The sequence below is a fragment of the Nannocystis bainbridge genome, from assembly GCF_028368995.1.
Lineage (GTDB): Bacteria > Myxococcota_A > Polyangia > Nannocystales > Nannocystaceae > Nannocystis > Nannocystis bainbridge.
Map to the genome: position 1 here is coordinate 594,453 of NZ_JAQNDL010000004.1, position 21,018 is coordinate 615,470.

The following is a 21,018-nucleotide window of genomic DNA, read 5'->3' on the forward strand; positions in this document are numbered from 1 at the left end:
GACATGCCCGCTGGGGCATGTCTGAAGGGGCATGGCGACGGGCGGGGTCACGCGGCGCCTCCGATGGTGTGCGCGGCCTCCAGGGTCGGCGGGGCGGCGAGGGCCCGCTCGACGCACTCCTGGATGGTCGGGAAGTCGGTGACGCCGGTCCAGAACACGGTCCAGGTGCCGCCGCTGTAGCTGCCGTCGGCGCGCTGGAAGTACCAGGGGTTGATCGGGTTGTCGACGCGGGCGCGCCAGAACAGCTGCGGGGTGTCCCGGGTCATGCGCTGCCACAAGGAGCCGCCGATGCCCTCGCCCTGGGCCTCGCCGGTGACGGCGAACTTGTCGAGGTAGGGGATCGGGCCCTCGTCGGTGAGGATGGCGGCGGCGCGGTAGCTGTCGGCCAGGTAGATCCGGCGGAACGGCTTGCGGGTGAAGTAGTCGGCGACCGGGGGCCGGCCGAAGGCGGCGGCGAGCAGGTCGGCGAGGCGCGGCAGGTCGACGCTGGCGAGCGACGGGTGGAGGATGATGCGCTCGCCGCGGCGGACCAGGGTGCCCGAGCCCTTGTGGGTGAAGAGCTCCATGGCCAAAAGGTCAGGTGAGGTGATCGAGACCGAGGAGGCGCGCGGGAGCCTGCCGAGGAGGTCGTGGATCAGCGCGAGCTTGTGGCGGGTGCTGTCGGTCAGCCACGGCTCGGCGAGCAGCGGCTCGTAGTCTTCGGCGAGGTTGACGGCCGAGATGAGGTCGCCGTACTCGTCGCGCAGGCCGCCCCGGGCCCGCAAGAAGATGATCTTGTAGGGCTGCAGGCGGACCGCGAGGGCGTGCGCGGCGAGGTCGGGGCCGAGGTCGAGGATCTGGCCGCCGGCGGTCTCGCCGATGCTGGCGAGCACGGGCATCGAGCCGGCCTTGAGGCTCGACTCGATGGCGTCGGTGTCGACGCGCACGATCCGCGCCCGCTGCTCGGCGTCGCGGTCGGCGTCGTCGAGCTCGGCCGCGAACACGCCGCCGACGACGGGCCGGCCGCGCGCGCCCATCTCCTCGAGCATGTCGACGAGCCGCAGGTTCTCGGCGCGGAACACCCGGCGCACCTGCTCGAGCGCGCGCGGCGAGGTGCGCTGGGACCAGTCGGTCGGGTCGATGCCGGCGGCGGTGAAGGCGGCCTGCAGCTGCGGCCCGACGCCGTGCACGACGACCGGGTGGAGGCCGACCTGGTGGAGGAAGTTGAGCGAGGAGGCGAGGCTCTCGAGGTCGTCGGCGAGCAGGCCGCCGCCGACCTTGATGACGGCGAAGCGCTTGTGCTCGACGCTCGAGAATTGCTTGAGGTACTGCTCGACCTCTTTGCGGCCGCCGAGGTTGCGCAGCAGCTTGACGATCAGCTCGCGGGGGTTGGGCATGGTCGTGAGAACTTCAGGACAGGATCGCGCGGTAGCGGGTGGCCGCCTCGACGAGGTCGGCCAGGGGGACGTACTCGCCCGCGGTGTGGGCCTGCTCGATCGAACCTGGCCCATAGACCAGGACGTCGCAGCCGGCGGCCGAGAACAGGGCGGCCTCGGTCCAGAAATCGACGGGGTCGCCGGGCGGGAGGCCGAGGCGGGCGGCCAGGGCGGACGCGGCCTGGCGGGCCGCCGTCAAGCGCGCGGGGCCGCCGGCGGGCAGCGGCGGGGCGAGGAAGCCGGGCGTGAAGCGGACGCGCGCGGGGTCGGGCGCGAGCGCGAACAGCTCGGCGAGGGCGAGCTCGGGCGGGAGCTCGGGCGGCGGCCGCACGCCGAAGCGCACGGTGGCGGCGCTGGCGATCATGTTGGCCTTGAGGCCGCCCTCGACGGCGCCGAGGTTGAGCCGCAGACCCCGGAGCGAGCCGGCCGCGCCGGCGGTCTCGCTGGCGCCCGCGCGGGCGAGGGCGAGGCTGGCCCAACGGACGGCCTCGTGGACGGCGCTGTCGCGCAGGGCCCGGGCGGCGGAGGCGTGGCCGCCGATGCCGGAGAACACGGCGGTGGCGGTGCCGATCCCGCGGTGCTCGAGCACCGCGCGGCAACGGGTGGGCTCGGCGACGACGACGCTGCGGAAGGTCGGGTGCGAAGCTGTCCCGGAGGACATGTCGGATGTCCGCGGGGACAGGTCGGAGCGGGTCAGGAATTCGCGGATGCAGCGGCTGCTGCCGGCCTCCTCGTCGGACGAGAACAGCACGGCGGCGGGGCCGGTGGTGGCCTCGAGCACGCTCAGGAGGCAGGCAGCGGCGCCCTTGATGTCGCAGGCGCCGAGGCCGACGGCGAGGTCGCCCTCGATGCGCAGGCGGTGGGGGTCGGCGGTCCAGCCGGGGTCGGCGGGCACGGTGTCGACGTGGACGTTGAACAGCACCTGCGGGGCGCCGCGCACGGCCAGCAGGTAGACGCAGCCGTCGCCGAGGTCGACGGTGTCGCAGGTGAGACCTGACCCCTGGAGCATGTCCCGCAGGTACGCGAACAGCCCGGCGTCGCCGGCGATCGCCCGCGGCGGGTTGCGGGTGTCGAAGGCGACCAGGCGCGTCAGGTGTTCGAGGGTGCGCCGGAGCGTGGCTTCGGTCATCGCTGCCCGGGGCGCCGGCGCGGGTTGACGCGCGCGGACAGGGTCGAGCTCATGCCGAGCAGCTTGATGAAGCCCTCGGCCTCGCGGGCGTCCCAGTCGGCCGACTGAGCGTAGACGGCGCCCTTGTTGCGCAGGATGTGCTCGGAGCGCACGGCGATCGGGGTGACGACGCCGCCGGCGGTCTCGAGGGTGACGGTGCCGTTGACGACGGCCTGCGACGAGCGCAGGAACGCCTCGAGGTCGTCCTTGAGCGGCTCGAAGAAGAAGCCGCGGTAGACCAGCTCGACCCACTTCTTGGCGACCAGCGGCTTGAAGCTGTTCTGGTTGGCGGTGAGGATGGCCTCCTCGAGCGCGCGGTGGGCCGTCATCAGGCCGGCGATGCCGGGGCACTCGAACACGATCCGGCCCTTGAGGCCGATGGTGGTGTCGCCGGTGTAGATGTTGCGGCCGACGCCGTAGGCGCCGAGGCGCTCGTTGAGGCGGCGCAGGATGTCGGGGCCGGCCATCGCCTCGCCGTCGAGCTTGACGGCGACGCCGCGCTCGAAGGTGATGTCGAAGCGCGCGGGCTGCCGCGGCCAGTCCTCGGGGCGCGCGCACATCTGCCAGGTCTCGGGCCCGGGGGTCTGAAACTCGTCGATCTCCGAGCCCGAGGCGGTGACGCCGAGCAGGTTGACGTTGATGCTGTACTTGGCGGTCTTGGGCCGCACGTGGTGGCCGAGCTTCTGCAGGTACTCGGCCTCGTAGGCGCGCACGGCGTGGTGCTCGTGCTGGATGTCGCGGATCGGCGCGACGATGTCGTAGTCGCCGAGCGAGCGCACGGTCTGGTCGAAGCGGACCTGATCGTTGCCCATGCCGGTGCAGCCGTGGGCGAACACGCGGGTGCCGCGAGCGTCGCACAGGGCCAGCGCGCGCTCGACGATGATGTAACGATCGCTGACGAGCAGCGGGTAGACGTCCTGGTAGAGCTGGCCGCCGATGACGAGGGGGACGACGACGTCGTCCCAGATCGGCTGGGCGCCGCTCTCGGTCACGTGCTCGACGGCCCCGAGGTCGCGCGCGCGCTGCTCGATGTAGGCCCGCTCGGCGTCGTCGACGCCGCCGGTGTCGACGAACAGGGTGACGACTTCGTAGCCGCGCTCGCGCAGGTAAGGCACGCAGAAGCTGGTGTCGAGGCCGCCGGAGAAGGCGAGCACGACCTTCTTGTTCGAAGCTGTACTTTGGGACATGTGGGGGATCCTGGGAGCGAGGCGAGCGGGGGCGAAGCGAGGGCGAGGTCAGAGGGCGCCGCGCAGGAGGGCGTCCATCAGGGCCTTCTGGACGTGGAGGCGGTTCTCGGCCTCGTCGATGTGGATCGCGCGCGGCGAGTCGAGGACCTCGTCGGTGACCTTGACGTTGCGGCGGACCGGGAGGCAGTGGCTGAACAGGGCGTTCGGGGTCATCGCCATCTTGGCGGCGTCGACCATGAAGCGCTTGCTGGCCTCGCGGATCGGCTTCTCCTCGTCCCAGCGGCCGAAGTACGGCAGGGCGCCCCAGCTCTTGGCGTAGACGATGTCGGCGCCGCGGTAGCCCTGCTCGATGTCGTGGGTGACGGTGAGGCTGCGCCCGGCGGCCCGGGTGTACTCGGCGGCGGCGCTCATGTAGCGCTCGTCGAGCACGTACTCGGGGCTGGGGCACAGGAGGGTGACGTCCATGCCGAGCTTGGCGGCGATGATCAGCGCCGAGTTGGCGACCGCGGTGTTGAGCGGCTTGGGGTGGTACGTCCAGGTCAGGCACATCTTCTTGCCGGCGAGGTCGCCGAGCTTCTCCTGCAGGGTCAGCGCGAGCGCCAGCTCCTGGCAGGGGTGCGTGATCGTCTCCATGTTGATCACGGGCACGGTGGCGTGGCGCGCGAACGACTGGATGACGCGGTCCTCGCGGTCGACGTCCCAGCGCTGAAACTTGGGGAAGGCGCGCACGGCGATGGCGTCGACGTAGCGCGAGAGGACCCGCGCGACCTCGCGGACGTGCTCCTCGGGCTCGCCGTCCATGATGACGCCGTCGTCGAACTCGATCGGCCAGGCGCCCTTGCCAGGCTCGAGCACGATGGCCTTGCCGCCGAGCTGGTGCATGCCGAGCTCGAAGCTGGTGCGAGTGCGCAGCGAGGGGTTGAAGAAGACCAGGGCGATCGACTTGCCAGCCAAGGTCTGCGCGTGCGGCCCGGCCTTGATGGCGCGCGCGGCGGCGAGCAAGGCTTCGATCTCGGCGCGGCTGTAGTCGAGGGTCGAGAGGAAGTGGCGCACGCGCGCTCCTCTAGCACAGGGGGGCGGTGCGCCAAATAGGCGCGGGGGCCGTCGCGCAGCGCAGGCCGGCGTGCGATTGTGAACTTCCTCTCGCGTTCGCGGCGAGGGGATGGCGTCGCGCTCGCCGGGCCGGGGCGCCGGGGCGGACGCCGGTGGTGGTTCGGGAAAGGCGCCCCGCCGCTCGGGGGGATCCGTCGACTCTTGCGGTGTTGGTTTGAGGCGGTCGCCCGCGATTCAGCGGCGGTCCTTGGCCATGGCCTTGAGGTTGGCGCGCCGCGCCTCGTGGGCGCAATCGGGGCACCAGGTGTGTTGATAGCGGATCGCGCTCGGGCGGGCCCACCAGCGGTGGCCCTTGTCGCACTCCCATTGCAGGTGGGTGTTGCGGTCGACGTATTTTTTCGAGATGCACTTGCCGCCGTTGCTGGCGGCCATGCGCTGCATCTCGGGGATGCCGAGGCGGGTGTCGGCGCATTGCGGGCACCAGCGCTCGTTGAGGATGTTGCCGCTGGTGCTGAGCCACTCGTGGCCGCTGGCGCAGCGCCAGCGCAGCTTGCGGCCCGAATGGAGGTTGTGCTCGGTGAGGAGGGCGCCGCCGCGGCGAGCGGCGATCCGGCGAACCTCGGCGATCCAGCCGTCCTCGCGGCGACACTGCTGGCACCAATGGCCGAGGCGAATGTTGCGAGCCCGCGAGGTGAAGCGGTGGCCGCGGGCGCACTCCCAGCGCAAGGGGCCGGCGATATCGACGGTTTTGGCGGAGACGCAGCGGCCGCCCCACCGGGCGACGAGGTCGTCCATGTCGGCGAGGCTGCGGCGGCAGCGACCGCACCAGTTGCCCTCGCGGATCTTGCGAGCCTCGGCGTCCCATTCGTGGCCGCGTTCGCAGCGGAACCGCAGCTTGTGGCCGAGCGGCGGGTATTCGCGGGAGAGGCAGCGGCCGCCCCGTTCGCGGGCGATGGCCTTGATCTTGTCGAGTTTGTCGGGGGTGCGATAGCGGCAGGTGGGGCACCAGGAGCCGCCGAGGATGATGGCGCTGGTGGTGGACCAGCGATGGCCGCGCTTGCATTGGTAGTCAGCGCGGCCCTGGTAGCCAGGATAGGCGTCGGCGAGGCACTTGCCGCCGTGCTGGCGGGCGATGGCGCGGAGGGCGGCGAGGCGCGCGGCGGGATCGTTGCGAGGCGGGCGCGGCACGGCAGGTGCGGGCGAGGTCGGCGGGGCTGCGGCGGGGGCCGGCGAGGTCGGCGGGGCGGCGGGCTTGCGGGCGCTCGGCTCGAGCTTTGGCTTGGGGATCGGAGCGTCGGCGGGCGATTTGCGGGCGGCGGGCCTGGGCTTCGGGGCGTCGGCGCCTTGGACCGGTGTGTGCGAGCGCGGAGGCTTGGACCGGTTCGCGGGCACGATGGCGGACGCTACCTCCGCTCAGGAATGCGCGCAAGCGCGCGCGCCGGCGAGCAGGTGCACGGGCGTGAGCGAGACGGCGACTCGGGCGTGAGCGGGGGCGCGGGCGGGAGCGTGACGGCGACTCGGGCGTGAGCGGAGTCTGGCGCGGGTCCGGGCGGCGGTGGTTCTCCCGCGTGCCCGAGGAGGCGTCGCCTGGGGTCGACGCGCGGCAGGTCGAGCGGGCCGGGCGGTGGGTGACCTGCTGGCGGCGGCGCGACCCTGGGGGCGCGAGGCGGTAGCTGTCTCTTGGGCCAGGTCGGCGGAGCGGCCGCCTCGGCGAGTCGTCGGCGCGGGGTTCGCGGGCGCTTCCCCTCCGGGCGGGAACGCGCTAGGGAGCGTGCCCGCGGAGGCCCATGGCAGCAGCTTTGTCGAGGATCGACCCACCGAGCACGCCGGGCCTGTTGGCGCTGGCCGACGGGACCCTGTTTCGCGGCCGCGCGCTCGGAGCCCACGGGCGCACGTGCGGCGAAGTCGTGTTCAACACGGCGATGACCGGATACCAGGAGGTCGTCTCCGACCCGAGCTATCACCAGCAGATCGTGACGCTGACGGCGGCGCACGTCGGGGTGGTCGGGGTCAACGCGGACGACGAGGAAGGCCGCGGGCCGCAGGTCGCCGGGCTGGTGGTCCGCGACGCGCCGCGCATGTTCGCGTCGTGGCGCGGGCGCGAGAGCCTGGGGGCGTATCTGCAGCGCGCGGGGGTGGTGGCGGTGGCGGACATCGACACGCGCCGGCTGACGCACCTGCTGCGCGAGCGCGGGGCGATGGCGGGCTGCGTGGCGGCCGGCGAGGCGGCCCGCGACGAGGCGGGCTGCGTGGCGGCGGCGCGGGCGTTCCCGGGGCTGCAAGGCGCGGCGCTGGCGGAGGCGGTCAGCGTGCCGGAGCCGGCCGGGTGGACGGCGGGCTCGGTCCGCTGGCTCGAAGGACATGTTCGTGAGGGCATGTCCGATGCGGCAGGTCCGGAGGGGCATGTTCGTGAGGGCATGTCCCCGGGGGCAGCCGGGCACGTGGTGGCGTTCGACTTCGGGATCAAGCGCAACATCCTGCGGCTGCTGGTCGACCGCGGGCTGCGGGTGACGGTGGTGCCGGCGGCGACGACGGCGAGCCAGGCGCTGGCGCTGCGGCCGGACGGGATCTTCCTGTCGAACGGGCCGGGCGATCCGGAGCCGCTGCAGGCCCAGCAGGCGGCGATCCGCGAGCTGGTGGCGGCGGGGCTGCCGGTGTTCGGGATCTGCCTCGGGCACCAGCTGCTGTGCCTGGCGCTGGGGGCCCGCACGTTCAAGATGAAGTTCGGCCACCACGGGGCCAACCACCCGGTGCGCGAGCTGGCGAGCGGGCGGGTGCTGATCACGAGCCAGAACCACGGGTTCGCGGCCGACCCGGCGACGCTGCCGGCGGCGCTGCGGGCGACGCATGTGTCGCTGTTCGACGGGTCGCTGCAAGGGGTGGAGCTGGCGGATCGGCCAGTGTTCTCGTTCCAGGGCCACCCGGAGGCGTCGCCGGGGCCGCGCGAGCTGGCGGGGCTGTTCGACAGGTTCGCCCGCGAGGTGAGCGCGGGCCGGACCACGAAGGGGGTGTGACATGCCCAAAAGGACAGATCTGAAATCCATCCTGATCCTCGGCGCGGGGCCGATCGTGATCGGGCAAGCGTGCGAGTTCGACTACTCGGGGGTGCAGGCCTGCAAGGCGCTGCGCGCCGAGGGCTACCGGGTGGTGCTGGTCAACTCGAACCCGGCGACGATCATGACCGACCCGGAGACGGCCGACGCGGTCTACATCGAGCCGGTCGAGTGGGAGACGGTGACGCGGATCCTCGAGCGCGAGCGACCCGACGCGCTGCTGCCGACGATGGGCGGGCAGACGGCGCTGAACTGCGCGCTCGACCTGTTCCGCCACGGGGTGCTGCAGCGGCTGGGGGTCGAGCTGATCGGGGCGAAGGTCGAGGCGATCGAGAAGGCGGAGGACCGCGAGCTGTTCAGCAAGGCGATGCGGGCGATCGGGCTCGAGATGCCGGAGGCGGTGTTCTGCCGCTCGGTGGCGGAGGCGCTGCAGGCGGCGGAGACGGTCGGGTTCCCGGCGGTCGTGCGGCCGTCGTTCACGCTCGGCGGGACCGGCGGCGGGATCGCGGCCGACGCGGCGGAGCTGGCGGCGATCGCCGGCCGCGGGATCGAGGCGAGCCCGATCGGCCAGATCCTGGTCGAGCAGTCGGTGCTCGGCTGGAAAGAGTTCGAGATGGAGGTGGTCCGCGACCGCGCGGACAACTGCGTGATCGTGTGCGCGATCGAGAACGTGGACCCGATGGGCGTGCACACCGGCGACTCGATCACGGTGGCGCCGGCGCTGACGCTGACCGACAAGGAGTACCAGCGCATGCGCGAGGCGTCGTTCGCGGTGATCCGCGAGATCGGCGTCGAGACCGGCGGGTCGAACGTGCAGTTTGCGATCGATCCGCGGACCGGGCGCATGGTGGTGATCGAGATGAACCCGCGGGTGTCTCGCAGCTCGGCGCTGGCGAGCAAGGCGACCGGGTTCCCGATCGCCAAGGTCGCGGCCCGCCTGGCCGTCGGCTACACGCTCGACGAGCTCGGCAACGAGATCACGCGGGTGACGCCGGCGTCGTTCGAGCCGGCGATCGACTACGTGGTGGTCAAGTGCCCGCGGTTCGCGTTCGAGAAGTTCAAGGGCGCACAGACCCGCCTCGGCACGCAGATGAAGTCGGTCGGCGAGGTGATGGCGATCGGCCGCACGTTCCAGGAGGCGCTGCAAAAGGCGCTGCGCGGGCTCGAGATCGGGGCGGCGGGGCTGGAGCGGCGCGGGCCGGAGCTGGATGGTGAAGGATTGACGGCGGCGCTGGCGGAGCCGGGGCCGGAGCGGCTGTTCGCGGTGGCGGAGGCGCTGCGCCTCGGCTGGCCCAAGGGACAGGTCGAGAGCCTGACGGGCATCGATCCGTGGTTCGTCGACCAACTGGCGGAGCTGGTAGAGGTCGAGCAGGCGCTGGCAGGCCGGTCGCTGGTCGAGCTCGACGCGGGCCGAATGCGAGCGCTGAAGCGGATGGGCTTCTCGGACCGGCGGCTGGCGCAGCTGCTGCAGCTCAAGGAGGCGGCGGTGCGCGAGCACCGGCAACAGCTCGGGGTGCGGCCGGTGTTCCTGCGGGTGGATACGTGCGCGGCCGAGTTCGCGTCGGAGACGCCGTACCTTTACTCGAGCTACGAGGAGCAGTGCGAGGCGCGGCCGACGAGCCGCGAGAAGGTGATGATCCTGGGGGCAGGGCCGAACCGCATCGGCCAGGGGATCGAGTTCGATTACTGCTGCGTGCACGCGGCCATGGCGCTGCGCGAGGCGGGGATCGAGACGATCATGGTCAACTGCAACCCGGAGACGGTGTCGACCGACTACGACACGGCGGACCGGCTTTACTTCGAACCACTGACGCTCGAGGACGTGCTCGAGGTGATCGCGGTCGAGCAGCCGCGCGGGGTGATCGTACAGCTCGGCGGGCAGACGCCGCTGAAGCTGGCGCGCGGGCTCGAGGCGGCCGGGGTGCCGATCCTGGGGACTTCGCCGGACGCGATCGACGTGGCGGAGGACCGGGCGCGGTTCCAGGCGCTGCTGCACACGCTGGGGCTGAAGCAGCCGGACAACGCGACGGCGACGACGATGGCGGAGGCGCTGACGAAGGCGGAGGGGCTGGGCTTCCCGCTGGTGGTGCGGCCGTCGTACGTGCTCGGCGGGCGAGCGATGGCGATCGCGCGCTCGCAGGCGGAGCTCGCGGGCTACCTGGCGGAGGCGTTCGCGGCGGCGGAGGAGCAGCCGGTGCTGATCGATCGCTATCTCAGGGACGCGATCGAGGTCGACGTCGACGCCCTGTCCGATGGGACAGACGTGGTGATCGGCGGGGTGATGGAGCACATCGAGCAGGCGGGGGTGCACTCGGGCGACTCGGCGTGCGCGCTGCCGCCGTACTCGCTGGCGCCGACGCTCCAGACGGAGATCCGGCGCCAGACGGTGGCGCTGGCGCGAGCGCTGGGGGTGGTCGGGCTGATGAACGTGCAGTTCGCGGTGGCCGGCGGCGAGGTGTTCGTGCTCGAGGTGAACCCGCGCGCGGCCCGGACGGTGCCGTTCGTGGCCAAGGCGACGGGCCGACCGCTGGCGAAGCTGGCGGCGCGCGTGATGGCGGGGGCGACGCTGGCCGAGCTCGGGGTGACCGAGGAGAAGCTGCCGACGATGGCGAGCGTGAAGGAGGCGGTGCTGCCGTTCCGCCGCTTCCCCGGCGCGGACCCGATGCTGGGGCCGGAGATGAAGTCGACCGGCGAGGTGATGGGCAGCGGCGAGAGCTTCGCCGAGGCGTACGCGAAGGCGCAGCTGGGCGCCGGGGTGCGGCTGCCGCTGGCAGGCAAGGTGGCGATCGAGGTGGCAGCCGAGGACGCGCCGGGCCTGGTGGCGGTGGCGGACCACCTGCGCCTGCTCGGGTTCGAGGTGCTGGCAGGAGCGGGCACGGCGGAGGCGCTGGCCGGGCTCGGGTACCCGATCGGGCGCGTCGAGGGGGAGCTCGACGGGGTGACGCTGGCCCTGGCCTCGGGGACAGGTGCGGCCGAGCTGCGCGCGGCGGCGACGGGGCGCAAGATCCCGTGCTACACGACGATCGCAGGGCTGGCCGCGGGGGCGCGGGCGATCCAGCGGATGCGCGAAGGGCCGCTGCCTCCGCGCTCGCTGCTCGAAGTGGCAGGGTGAGCCCGGCGCGCCGCGGTCGTCAGGCCGCGGCGCGAAGGGCTGGTCGAGCGGGCAGGTGACTGACCGATCGGGCAGGTTCGGCTGTCCGAAGGGGCAGGTGATCCCGCTGGCCGAGCGGGCAGGTGATGCTGGCCGATCGGGCGGGTGAATCGGTGTCCGGCGTGACGGGTTGTGAGGCTGTCCGAATGGACATGTTGTGACTGGCTGACGATCGACGGATGTCGCCGCTCCGCGGCGTCGACGGCGAGCGTTGATGGCTGGGTGGGCCTGGCTGAAGGGGTTCTGGGCGGGGTGGCGCCGGTTTTGGCGGCAATGTGTATTTTCGCGCGGGGCTCTGGTACGTCCGGGCCATGCAGGAGAGCCGAGGGTCCCAGAGCGTCGATCCCGAGGAGTTGCGCGCGGCGCTGGGCGAGCCGGGGCGGCTGGGGCTGTACCTGTCGCGCGGGGTCGGGCTCGAGTCGGAGCGCGGCGAGGGGCAGCCGGAGTTCGTGCGGGTGGCGGTGTTGACGAGCGTGTCACCGCCGGCGCTGGAGGCGAAGCGCATGGCGTGGCGAGCGGCGGTGGCGGGGCTCGGGGTCGAGTCGCTGCCGGCGATCGCGGGGGTCGAGCTGGTGGCGGCGCGGGCGGGCTCGGCGTGGAGCTGGGTGGGGCCGGAGACGCGGGCGGCGGTGCTGCGGCTCGCGGTGAGGTCGCTGCTGGCGGCGGAGCCGGAGGTGGCGGTGTTTCACGTCACCGACGAGTTCGGCGGGGGGATGCTGCCGCGGCTGCAGTCGGGGCGGACGGCCGGAGAGCCGCGCCTGGACGCGCGGCTGCTCGAGCACGTGGTGTTCGCGGCAGTGACATACCGGCTGATGGTCGCGTCGGGCGAGGCGGTGGTGGTGACGCCGGGCGACGACGAGACATGGTCTTCGAGACAGGTGTTTCCGGAGCACGCGGCGGTGTGGCGGCGAGGGTTGATGGCGGCGCCGCACGAGGCGCTGGCAGGGCTCGACCTGGCAGCGCTGGCGGAGGCGTTGGTGTGGGCGACGACGACGCGCCGCGGTCGGGCGACGGTGGCGGCGGGGCCCGTGGCGATCGCTACGGCGGTGGCCGAGGCGGAGGGGCAGCTGCGAGCCCGCTGGACCGACCTGCTGCGCGAGCGCGCGGGCGGGGGCAACTGAGGCGCGCGGCGAGAGGGTGCGGGAGAGATCGATGGCGGCGCGGCGGCGGCGATGCGGTGTGACAGCGGTGCTCGCAAGCTCCGGCAAATTCGCGCTGTGACCGCCGCTGGACGGGGCCGGATCCCGCGAGTAGCCTGAAGATGATGGATGCGCGACTCGGGCAGGGCTTCGGATGGGCGGTGGCGTGTCCGGCGACGGCCGAGGAGGCCGCTGCGCGCCATGTGGAGGGGCTCTGGGCGTCGTTCTTCCCGCCGGCCGCGGGCTACGCGGTGACACGATCGGAGGTGGTGTCGGTGCCCGAGCCGGCGCCGTCGCGCGCGCGCGCGCAGCAGCCGGGGATGCGGCTGCTGGTGCGACGCGGTGATTTCTGCGGCGAGGTGGAGGTGGCGGCGACGACGGGGCCGCGTCGCTCGCGGCTGTGGCTGCGTGGGTACGCGGGCTCGCAGCGGCTGGCGGCGGTCGAGCTGCGAGCGGCCCGCGCGACCGACCGCCTGCGCCTGGCGGGCTCGCTGGCGGGGGCGTCGGCCCTGCTGGTGCTGTGCGTGGAGCTGATGACGCACCCGCCCGGGTTCACGGTCGACATGATGTTCTTCCTCGGCGGGCTGCTGGTGGCGGTGATCATGGTGGTGGGGCTGGCGATCGGAGCGAACGTCGGCTCGTGGTTCGGCGAGCGCCAGGCGGTGACGGGCTGGGTCCGGGCGCTGGCGCTGGTCGAACGCGACGCGGCCCTGCGCGAGGACCTGCGCCGCTGGCGTTCGCTGGTGAAGAACCTGGCCCACTACCGCGACGCGCTGGCGGGTTCGAGCCGCCGCCAGCCGTTCCGCGCGCTCAGCCCGGGGGCGGAAGAGGACGAGGCGGAGCTGGCCGAAGAGACAGGGGCGGCGCGGGCGGCCGGTTGAGGCTGCGTCGGTTCGTTGCTGAAGTCGCGCCGACCGAGCGTGCGCCATGAGCCGGTGGGCGAAGGTCGAGGTGAGCGCGGTGTGAGGCCATCGAGCTGGCGGAGGCTGCGTCAGTGGGGGCCGGGCGAGGCGCCATGGGCGGATGGGGTGACAGACGACGGAAGCACGCGGGAGTGCTCGGCGGCTGGCGAAAGCTTCAGGCAGATGCGGAAGCTCGTCGGCCCGAGATGGCTGCAAAAGAATGTCTATAGGGACATGTCGTCAGAGACATGTCTCTAAAATAATGTCGTTATGGACATGTCAATATGGACATGTCCTTCGGGGACGCTGTGTCAGGGTCCGTCGGGCTGGGGGGTGACCTTGAGCTGGACGTGGACGATCGGGAGGGGGCCGGTCGACTGCCAGCGCTGGCCGTCGTGGCTGGTGTCGGGGCCGGGGACGATGTCGACGAGCTCGACGAGGTAGTCGTCGAGGGTAAAGGCCGCGGGGCTGTCCGGGCGCAGCGCGTGGGAGAAGCTGGCGTGTTCGCTGCTGACCGACAGGCTGGGGCTCGACTCGGTGAAGAGGTGGAGGGACAGCGGGATGGGGCCCCGCCCGGGGAAGCTGACGAGGGTGTGGCCGACGGCGCTGAGCCAGACGTGGACGGGGGCCTGCGGGGCGGGGAGCTTGTTCTCGTGGGGACAGGGGACGGTGGCGCGGCGGAGCGCGACGCGGTCGCTTCTCTTGTCGGGCTCGACGCGCACGAGCTCGTGGCCGAGCCGGACGAAGCCCGGCCTGCTGCGAGGGTCGGAGAAGCTGGCGCCGCCGAGAGCGCCGCCGAAGAGCTGCAGCAGCGGAATTTGGGTGGCTTCCTTGCGGTAGGGGCCGCCGCCGTGGGCGGGGATCTCGAGCTGGATGTATTTGAAGGTGATCGGGCCGAGAGCGAGCTCGTGGCCGATGCCGAGGGTTTGCGGGCGCTGCAGCGCGGGGAGCTTGGCGAGGGCGGCGGGGACGGCGGTGCGCACGGGGGCCAGGCCGCAGGGGTCGGTGGCGGGGACGGGCGCGGGCGGGGATGTGGGGACGGCGGGGTCGATGCGCAGGCGGACGTGCAGGCGCGCGTCGCTTTCGGTCTTCCAGGCGGCGCCGTCGTGGCGGGTGCCGGGGCCGGGGACGACGCGGTCGAGATAGATGAAGTGGGCGCCGACGCGGAGGCGCGGGGCGAGGCCGGGGCGCGGCTCGAGCCAGTGGCGGTAGCCGAGGCTGGAGATGTCGAGGCGGGGCTGGTCGCCGCGGGCGTCGAGGCTGAACTGCAGGAACTCGCCCTGGAGGTCGTAGGTGTACGTGCGGATGGCCTCGGTGCTGAGCCACAGCGAGCGTGAGGCGGTCGCGGGCGGCATGACGGCGGCGGCGGGACAGACCTCGCGGGTGACGGTGACTTCGACGCGGGCGGGCGGATCGCCGGGGCCGGTGCGGAGGTCGAAGCGGTAAGGGCCGACGAAGGTGTGATGTTGCTGGTCGGGGTGCAGGTCCACGTGCGCGCCCCACGGGTCGTGCGGGCCGACCTCGGCGCGATCGATCTCGAGGGTCAGCGCGGGGCCGCGGTGGCCGGCCTTGCGGGTGCCGATCCAGGCGTCGGGGTCGTAGTGGAGCTTGGCCTTGCCGATGGTGCGCCGGTCGTCGGGGCGCAGGGTGCCCGAGCCGATGGGCACGCGACCGCGGGCGAGCTGCGGGGGCAGCTCGGTGGGCCGTTCGCCGGCTTCGCCGCAGCGGCGATCGGGCGGGATGACGGGGAGCGTGGGCGGAGCCGCGGGGACGCTCGAAGGGTGTGCTGGGCTCGACGCGGCGGGGTCGGGGACGCTCGTGGAGGCCGGGAGGTTGGTGGTCTCGGGAGCGGGGTCGACGGTGGGCGGGAGCGAGGAGGTTGATTCGGGGGTCGCTGTCGGGTCGCTGGCGGGCGTAGGACCGCTATCCGGCGAGGCGCCGGCGGGGACGGAGCCCTGCAGGTCGGAGGCGTGCTCGAGCGCGGCGGCTTCGCGTCGATCGCAGGCGCCCAGGAGCGCGAGGCCGAGGATGAGGTGACGGGGAGTCATGTTCATGTCGGCAGAGGGGCCCGGGAGCGTGGCGAGGCCGCGAGGACGTGGGGTCGGCGGCGTGTCGAGGTAGCGAGGGCGGGCGCGCGAGAGAGTGAAAGGGCGAGTTCCGGGAGCGTGACGGTCCGGGAGCGTGACGAGGCCACGAGGACGTGGGATGGCCTCAGGGACATGCGCTTTCGAACATGTCTTCATGGACATGCATTTTGGGGCCTGCTCTTTAGAACAGGCGCTTTGGCGCATGGTCGATCGGCCAGGCTCAGGGCGCGGCGGGGTTGAGCAGGATGGTGACGGCGCCGGCGTCGAAGGTGGCGACGGCGAGGTCGAGGGCGGGGTTCGGGTCGAGCTGGGCGGCGTGGACGCGGACGGCGCCGGAGGGCAGCGGGATGGCCTGGGCGGGCGCGAAGCCGCCGTCGCCGTGGCCGGACCACCACAGCAAGATCGGGCTGAGGGCGTCGACGGCGACGATGTCGAGGTGGCCGTCGCCGTCGAGGTCGTCGAGGTCGAGGGCGTGCGGCTTGAAGGGCGGGTCGATGGCGACCGAGCTGGCGTGGCTGAAGCCGCCGGCGCCGTCACCTGTCGCAAGGGACAGGCGTGCGGGGAATTGCTCGGCGGCGAGGATGTCGAGGTGGCCGTCCTCGTCGAGGTCGCCGAGGGCGGCGCCCCACGGGCGCAGGTGGGCGACCTGGGCCACGGGCTCGACGAACTGGCCGTCGGGGCGGCCGAGCACGCGCAGGAAGCCGCGCGGGGCGTCGACCTCGAACAGGAGGGCGTCGGGGACGCCGTCGCCGTCGAGCTGGCCGACGAGGAGACCGCCGGGGGCGAAGTCGGCGACAGCGCCGAGCACGGTGGTGGTGGTGGTCCAGGCGGCGGCGTCGCTGCCCCGGTGGACAGTGAGGCCGAACTTGTGGGCGCCGCGGCTGAGGGCGACGACGTCGTTGCGGCCGTCGGCGTCGAGGTCGGCGACGACGTGGTTGCGCGGCGTGGGCGGGCTGGTCAGCGTCTTGTAGGCGGCGAACGCTGCCACCTGCCAGCGGAAGATCCGGGCGGCGTCGTCCGGCTGGGCGACCATGACATCGACGCCGGCGTGGCCGTCGAGCTGGCCGATCGCCGGGTAGGCGCTGGCGCCCTGCAGGGTGGGCGCGATGTCGGTGACGAAGCTGCCGTCGCCGCGGCCGCGCGCGACCCAGCCGGAGATCAGGGCGTCGTCGTCGAGGCCCATGACGAGCAGGTCGGTGTGGCCGTCGCCGTCGAAGTCGGCGACCTCGAGCGAGTAGGGCTCGATCGCGGGGATGAGGTCGCCGCCGCCGCTCTCGTTCGGGTCGCCGCCGGTGGACGGATCGGTGGTGGTGGGCTCGGTGGGGGACGGATCGGCGGTGGTGAGGCCGCCGGTGACTTCGCCGCCGGGGCCGCCGCCGCTGACGCCTTCGGTCGCGCTGCCGTGGCTGTCGCCGTGGCTGTCGCCGTCGGTCTCGCCGAGGGGACGCTCGGTGCAGGCGACGAGCAGCGCCAGCGCGGACGCCAGGTGAGCCCTCATGGGCCCACGCTGCCACGGGCACGCGGTCGCGGCAAGCGCTGGGCCCCGGGCCCGGGGGCGTGATCGCGCGGACGCCGCGGGCCGGGCTTGCGCGCGGCCGGGCGGCGGGTTAGCAGTGGGCGAGGCCGCCCGTCGGCTGCTCGATCGGACATGAACGAAACGCCAGGTAGAGAGGGCGCGGGGGGCGGCATCCTGGGGCACGTGGGCGGCACGCCGCTGGTGCCGCTGCGCCGCCTGGGGGCCGGGCTGGCGGCGCCGGTGCTGGTGAAGTGCGAGCACCTGAACCCGGGCGGCAGCGTGAAGGACCGCATCGCGGTGGCGATCGCGGACGACGCGGAGGCGCGCGGGCGGCTGCGACCGGGGATGACGATCGTCGAGGCGACGGCGGGCAACACGGGGGTGGGGCTGGCGTTGGTGGCGGCGGCCCGCGGGTACCGGCTGGTGTGCGTGCTGCCGGAGAAGATGTCGGCCGACAAGCGGGCGGCCCTGGCGACGCTGGGGGCAGAGGTCATCGTGACGCCGAACGCGGCGCCGTCACACCCGGACAACTTCCGCCGGGTGGCCGAACGGCTGGCGCGCGAGCGCGGGTGGTTCCTCGCCGATCAGTTCAACAACCCGGCCAACGTCGAGGTCCACGCGCGCACGACGGCGGCGGAGATCCTGGCGCAGACGGGCGGGGTCGTGGGGGCGTTCGTGGCCGGGGCGGGCACGGGCGGGACGATCACGGGGGTGGGCCGGGTGCTCAAACGGGCATGTCCGAAAGTGCAGGTGGTGCTTGCGGACCCGATCGGCTCGGGGCTGGCGCAGTGGGTGGAGACGGGCGCGATCGGGCCCGACGGGGCGTACGCGGTCGAGGGCATCGGCGCGAGCGAGCCGCCAGGGAACCTCGATCGGGCGGTGATCGACGCGGCCGAGCGGGTGAGCGACGCGGAGAGCTTCGCCACGGCGCGGCGGCTGATCGCGGAGGAGGGGCTGCTGGTCGGCGGGTCGGCGGGCACGAACGTGGCTGCCGCCCTGCGCGTGGCGGCCCGCGGCGGGCTGGCAGGGCCGGTGGTGACGGTGCTGCCCGACGCGTGGGACCGCTACCGCAGCAAGCCGTGGCTGCAGGGCGGGTGAAGCGATAAGATGACCCGGAGGACATGTCCTCGGGGTCAGTCGTCGTAGACGAACGGGATGTCGAGCCCGCCGATGCGCTCGCCGGTGGTGGGGTCGAAGAGCTCGGCGACGAGGTCGACGTGGCGCACGTCGGCGAGCTCCTCGAAGTAGAGGAAGCCGGTGATCCGCCCGCCGGGGCTGAGCACGCCCTCGGGCAAGGCGCGCTGAAGCAGCTCGCTGTCGGGCAGCGGGGCGTGCTGGCAGGCGGTGTAACAGTCGCCGTAGTAGTCGGGGCGGAACGGGAAGCTGCCGCCCCACACGGACAGCGCGGGGTACCACGGCGAGAGGTAGGGGGCGAGGCCGAAGCCCATCGGCGGATAGACGAGGTCGACCGGCGCATAGGCGACGCCGGGCACGATGACGGGCGGCAAGGCGGCGAAGCGGACCCCGGCGCGGGTGACGAGGGCGAAGTGCTCGTAGCGCAGCTCGACCGGCCGCCGACCGCGGTTGGTGATGGTGACGAGCAGCGGGGTGACGAGCTCGCCGAGCTCGGCCGGGTAGCCGCGCCAGGCGTCGGCGATGGCGATGAGCTCGACGCCGGCGTCCTCGTCGAAGGCCGAACCGGCGAGGCCGGGGACGCGCCGCGACTCGGGGGCAGGCTCGAGGGTGCCGGCGCAGGCGAGCAGCGCGGCGCCAGCGAAGGACAGTCGACGGACGATCGCAGCGAGGTGTGGCGGCATGAGAGTCGTGCTCGCCGCAATCGTTGAGCCGATCGTCGCCGCGGCCACGCGGCGCGCGAGGCCCCGGCGGACGCAGGCGGCACGACTTCGCAAGCAGCGAGGGCAAGGGCCGCGGCGCGAGCGCGAGGGACGAATTCGGCACGGGCCGCGTCCGCGCGGCGGTGGAGGTGCGGGGCCGGCGATCGATCGCCGCGGGGCGCGGGCGCCCTCCGGACCGCTTGCTCGCCCCCGCGCCGGTGCTATCAGGCCAGGTTGCGAAAGGTCAGGCTCCGATGACGACGACGACCAAGCAGCTGCCGGTGCACGAGTGGAAGACGTACTTCGACGCGTTCTCGCGCGAGCACCTGAGGCCCGCGGCGGCCGGGCTCGTGACGATCCAGATGATGTCGCCGCGGATCGGCGATCAGGTGTTCGCCGCGAACGCGCGCCTGCTCGGCATCACCTACGATCCGCACGGGAAGTTGATCGAGGTGCAGCTCGAGGGGTCCGACCACCTGGTGTTCCGACCCGCGGAGGTCTGGGTGCTCGAGGGCGATCGGGACGATGTGATCGCAACGTTCGAGCTGGTCCACAGCGACGGGGCCAAGGAGATCTTGCGAGTGCAAGGAGGCGGGCCGATCGCGCAGGTGCGGGCGGCGGGAGGATCGCGGTGACGCCGGAGACGACGCGCCGGATGGCCGGGGGGGCGCTGGCGGTGTCGGCGTTCAGCGTGGCGCTGGCCCTGTTCGCGTACTGGCGCACGGGCGGCTCGCAGGACGCCGAGCGGGCGCACGCGGTGCTGCGGGCCGACATCGATTCGCTGCGCGAGAAGCAGACGGAGGCGGTGGCGTACACCCGAGCCTCGCTCGACGCGGCGTACCAGACCAGCCACGACCGCTTGACGCGGCTGCGCGAGCTGCTGCGGACGGAGAAGGATCGCGCAGAGGCGGACGCGCGGGCGCAGCTGGAGCGGGCGGAGGCCGATGCGCACGCGCTGGTGACGATGGTCGAGGCTGAGGCACGGATGGCCCGCGATGCTTCGATCGGCACGGCGGAGCAGGCGGAGCGGGCGCTGTCGTCCCGGGTGCGGGCGCTCGAGAGCCGGGTGGCGCTGCTGCGCGCGAAGCAGGAGGTGCGGCGGGCGGCCACGCTGGCGGACAACGGAAAAGTCGAGGCGGCGGCGGGGATGCTGGTGGCCGTGGCGGACCGGCTCGACGAGGCGCAAGCGCGAATGCCCCGCGAGCACGAGGTGGCGCTGTCGTCGGTGCGGGCGGCGCTGCAGGCGGCGCTGACTTCGGTGCAGGCGCAGGCGAGCGAGCGCGGCGAGCGGATCGAGGCGCTGCTGAGCCGGACGGACGCGCTGGTGCGCTCGCTCGAGGAGAGCGAGGACACAGCGGCGGGCCGGGCGGGCACGCCGGGGCGCAAGGCGTCCTGACAGCTGTGGCGGAAGATCGCCCGCCGAGGACGGGCGACCGCTGGCACGCCTCGTCGAGGCGCGCGTGATGTCCTCGAGGACAGGTAGTGTCGCGTGCGGGGAGCCTCACCCGCGGGCCAGGCTCGCATGTGCTCGAGGCCAGGTCGCGGGGCGGGCGGTCTGGCGCGTCACGCGTCCCCGAGGGGACGCGTAGGTCCTCGGAGACTGGGCGGGCGCATCACTGGAAGCGCACGAACAGGCCGAAGCGCCACACGAAGCCGCGCGGGGCGAGGTCGCCGAAGTCGCTGCCGTGGGTGGCGATCGGGTCGTCGTCGGTCTGCACGTCGGGGCGGACGCGGAGCTTGCTGCGGAAGGTGTAGCCGGCCGACAGCTCGAAGCCGGCGGTGACCCGCGAGGCGCCGCGCCGGGGCAGCCATTGCTTCGGCAGGTAGAGGGCGGCGCCGGCCTGGGCGTCGGCCATGGCGAGCACGGAGCGCTGGTACGAGCCGGTGTAGGTGCTGCCCCACGAGCTCATGCCGACGGCGGCGAAGCTGGGGCCGCCGCCGACGTGGGCGAACACGTCGAAGCCCTCGCGCACGACGAAGGCGAGGCGGAGGAAGGCCAGCGGCTCGCGCACGGTGATGTCGGTGGCGAGCGAGCTGTAGAGGTCGCTGTAGCTGCCGAAGCGGCGGAAGCTGGCGCCGCCGCCGAGGAACAGGCGGCCGTCGGCGAGGCGAAAGTCGCCGCGGATGGTGGCGCCGGCATGAAAGGCGCTGCGATCGCCGGAGTCGAAGGCGCGCCAGGCCGGGTCGCGGATGACGGTGGTGCCGATGTCGCCGCCGACGTCGAGGCGCCAGCGGATCGGGCGATCGGGCCGGGACGGCGGGCGCGTCGGCGGCGGAGGCGGCGGGCTCACGTCGGAGGGCGGCGGCGGCGGGCCGGCGACCGGCGGCGGGGCGGCCTGCGTGGGCGCGGCGACGGGCACCGGCATGGGCATCGGCGTGGGCGAGGGCGCGGGCGAAGCCGGGGCGGGCGCCCACGCCTCGACGGCGGTGGGCGCGTCGGCCGGGGCGGCGCTGCGATCGGTGGCGGCAGGGGCGAGGGCGAGGACGAGGAAGAAGCTAAGCGAGGCCATGA

The 21,018-nt window shown here is 73.2% G+C and carries 16 protein-coding genes; 7 read left to right on the plus strand and 9 right to left on the minus strand.

From position 1 onward, the window contains the following. Nucleotides 1-47: 47 nt before the first annotated feature. The 5 genes from POL25_RS39770 to POL25_RS39790 form a co-directional block, all read right to left on the minus strand. A complete protein-coding gene (locus tag POL25_RS39770) occupies nucleotides 48-1,376 on the minus strand; it encodes an acetylglutamate kinase (protein ID WP_272091631.1) in 1,329 nt (442 codons plus the stop codon). Nucleotides 1,377-1,389: 13 nt separating this feature from the next. After that, nucleotides 1,390-2,544 carry an acetylornithine deacetylase gene (locus POL25_RS39775; RefSeq protein WP_272091632.1) on the minus strand — a complete coding sequence of 385 codons (1,155 nt, stop codon included), beginning with the start codon at nucleotides 2,542-2,544 and terminating at the stop codon, nucleotides 1,390-1,392. Further along, complete coding sequence (locus tag POL25_RS39780) at nucleotides 2,541-3,770, minus strand: argininosuccinate synthase (protein WP_272091633.1); 1,230 nt, start codon at nucleotides 3,768-3,770, stop codon at nucleotides 2,541-2,543. The genes POL25_RS39775 and POL25_RS39780 overlap by 4 nt, the downstream gene beginning before the upstream one ends. A gap of 48 nt (nucleotides 3,771-3,818) precedes the next feature. After that, on the minus strand, nucleotides 3,819-4,823 hold the full coding sequence (locus POL25_RS39785) for an N-acetylornithine carbamoyltransferase (RefSeq protein WP_272091634.1): 1,005 nt from the start codon (nucleotides 4,821-4,823) through the stop codon (nucleotides 3,819-3,821). 234 nt (nucleotides 4,824-5,057) lie between these two features. After that, a complete protein-coding gene (locus tag POL25_RS39790) occupies nucleotides 5,058-6,215 on the minus strand; it encodes a zinc-ribbon domain-containing protein (protein WP_272091635.1) in 1,158 nt (385 codons plus the stop codon). A 395-nt stretch (nucleotides 6,216-6,610) separates the two neighbouring features. Here POL25_RS39790 and carA point away from each other — a divergent pair, with 395 nt between their 5' ends. From carA to POL25_RS39810, 4 genes are all read left to right on the plus strand, one after another. Then, entirely contained in the window at nucleotides 6,611-7,837 is a 1,227-nt protein-coding gene (gene carA / locus POL25_RS39795) for a glutamine-hydrolyzing carbamoyl-phosphate synthase small subunit (RefSeq protein ID WP_272091636.1), read from the plus strand. Nucleotide 7,838: 1 nt separating this feature from the next. Then, nucleotides 7,839-10,988 (plus strand): carbamoyl-phosphate synthase large subunit, encoded by a 3,150-nt coding sequence (gene carB, locus POL25_RS39800; RefSeq protein WP_272091637.1) that lies wholly within the window; start codon nucleotides 7,839-7,841, stop codon nucleotides 10,986-10,988. A 350-nt stretch (nucleotides 10,989-11,338) separates the two neighbouring features. Continuing rightward, nucleotides 11,339-12,148, plus strand: coding sequence for a hypothetical protein (locus POL25_RS39805; RefSeq protein WP_272091638.1), 810 nt, complete (start codon nucleotides 11,339-11,341; stop codon nucleotides 12,146-12,148). Between the two features lie 143 nt (nucleotides 12,149-12,291). Beyond that, complete coding sequence (locus tag POL25_RS39810) at nucleotides 12,292-13,047, plus strand: hypothetical protein (protein WP_272091639.1); 756 nt, start codon at nucleotides 12,292-12,294, stop codon at nucleotides 13,045-13,047. A gap of 332 nt (nucleotides 13,048-13,379) precedes the next feature. Here the strand turns inward: POL25_RS39810 and POL25_RS39815 are convergent, their stop codons facing one another. After that, nucleotides 13,380-15,116 (minus strand): hypothetical protein, encoded by a 1,737-nt coding sequence (locus tag POL25_RS39815; RefSeq protein ID WP_272091640.1) that lies wholly within the window; start codon nucleotides 15,114-15,116, stop codon nucleotides 13,380-13,382. Nucleotides 15,117-15,375: 259 nt separating this feature from the next. Continuing rightward, on the minus strand, nucleotides 15,376-16,653 hold the full coding sequence (locus POL25_RS39820; RefSeq protein WP_272091641.1) for an FG-GAP repeat domain-containing protein: 1,278 nt from the start codon (nucleotides 16,651-16,653) through the stop codon (nucleotides 15,376-15,378). Nucleotides 16,654-16,803: 150 nt separating this feature from the next. Here POL25_RS39820 and POL25_RS39825 point away from each other — a divergent pair, with 150 nt between their 5' ends. Continuing rightward, nucleotides 16,804-17,769: a PLP-dependent cysteine synthase family protein gene (locus tag POL25_RS39825; RefSeq protein ID WP_272091642.1), complete on the plus strand. Its 966-nt coding sequence runs from the start codon at nucleotides 16,804-16,806 to the stop codon at nucleotides 17,767-17,769. Nucleotides 17,770-17,804: 35 nt separating this feature from the next. Here POL25_RS39825 and POL25_RS39830 read toward each other — a convergent pair whose 3' ends face one another. Next, nucleotides 17,805-18,488: a hypothetical protein gene (locus POL25_RS39830; RefSeq protein ID WP_272091643.1), complete on the minus strand. Its 684-nt coding sequence runs from the start codon at nucleotides 18,486-18,488 to the stop codon at nucleotides 17,805-17,807. A 272-nt stretch (nucleotides 18,489-18,760) separates the two neighbouring features. On the opposite strand from POL25_RS39830, the gene POL25_RS39835 reads away from it, so the two are divergent. Together POL25_RS39835 and POL25_RS39840 are read left to right on the plus strand one after the other, a co-directional pair. Further along, nucleotides 18,761-19,141: a DUF5335 family protein gene (locus POL25_RS39835; protein ID WP_272091644.1), complete on the plus strand. Its 381-nt coding sequence runs from the start codon at nucleotides 18,761-18,763 to the stop codon at nucleotides 19,139-19,141. Continuing rightward, nucleotides 19,138-19,902: a coiled-coil domain-containing protein gene (locus tag POL25_RS39840; RefSeq protein WP_272091645.1), complete on the plus strand. Its 765-nt coding sequence runs from the start codon at nucleotides 19,138-19,140 to the stop codon at nucleotides 19,900-19,902. The genes POL25_RS39835 and POL25_RS39840 overlap by 4 nt, the downstream gene beginning before the upstream one ends. Before the next feature lie 217 nt (nucleotides 19,903-20,119). Here POL25_RS39840 and POL25_RS39845 read toward each other — a convergent pair whose 3' ends face one another. After that, a complete protein-coding gene (locus POL25_RS39845; RefSeq protein WP_272091646.1) occupies nucleotides 20,120-21,016 on the minus strand; it encodes a hypothetical protein in 897 nt (298 codons plus the stop codon). Nucleotides 21,017-21,018 lie beyond the last annotated feature (2 nt).

Coding starts and splice junctions, on each gene's coding strand:
- POL25_RS39770 (WP_272091631.1), bottom strand. CDS start 1,376: ATGCCCAACCCCCGCGAGCTGATCGTCAAGCTGCTGCGCAACCTCGGC.
- POL25_RS39775 (WP_272091632.1), bottom strand. CDS start 2,544: ATGACCGAAGCCACGCTCCGGCGCACCCTCGAACACCTGACGCGCCTG.
- POL25_RS39780 (WP_272091633.1), bottom strand. CDS start 3,770: ATGTCCCAAAGTACAGCTTCGAACAAGAAGGTCGTGCTCGCCTTCTCC.
- carA (WP_272091636.1), top strand. CDS start 6,611: ATGGCAGCAGCTTTGTCGAGGATCGACCCACCGAGCACGCCGGGCCTG.
- carB (WP_272091637.1), top strand. CDS start 7,839: ATGCCCAAAAGGACAGATCTGAAATCCATCCTGATCCTCGGCGCGGGG.
- POL25_RS39805 (WP_272091638.1), top strand. CDS start 11,339: ATGCAGGAGAGCCGAGGGTCCCAGAGCGTCGATCCCGAGGAGTTGCGC.
- POL25_RS39810 (WP_272091639.1), top strand. CDS start 12,292: ATGGATGCGCGACTCGGGCAGGGCTTCGGATGGGCGGTGGCGTGTCCG.
- POL25_RS39815 (WP_272091640.1), bottom strand. CDS start 15,116: ATGACTCCCCGTCACCTCATCCTCGGCCTCGCGCTCCTGGGCGCCTGC.
- POL25_RS39820 (WP_272091641.1), bottom strand. CDS start 16,653: ATGAGGGCTCACCTGGCGTCCGCGCTGGCGCTGCTCGTCGCCTGCACC.
- POL25_RS39825 (WP_272091642.1), top strand. CDS start 16,804: ATGAACGAAACGCCAGGTAGAGAGGGCGCGGGGGGCGGCATCCTGGGG.
- POL25_RS39830 (WP_272091643.1), bottom strand. CDS start 18,488: ATGCCGCCACACCTCGCTGCGATCGTCCGTCGACTGTCCTTCGCTGGC.
- POL25_RS39835 (WP_272091644.1), top strand. CDS start 18,761: ATGACGACGACGACCAAGCAGCTGCCGGTGCACGAGTGGAAGACGTAC.
- POL25_RS39845 (WP_272091646.1), bottom strand. CDS start 21,016: ATGGCCTCGCTTAGCTTCTTCCTCGTCCTCGCCCTCGCCCCTGCCGCC.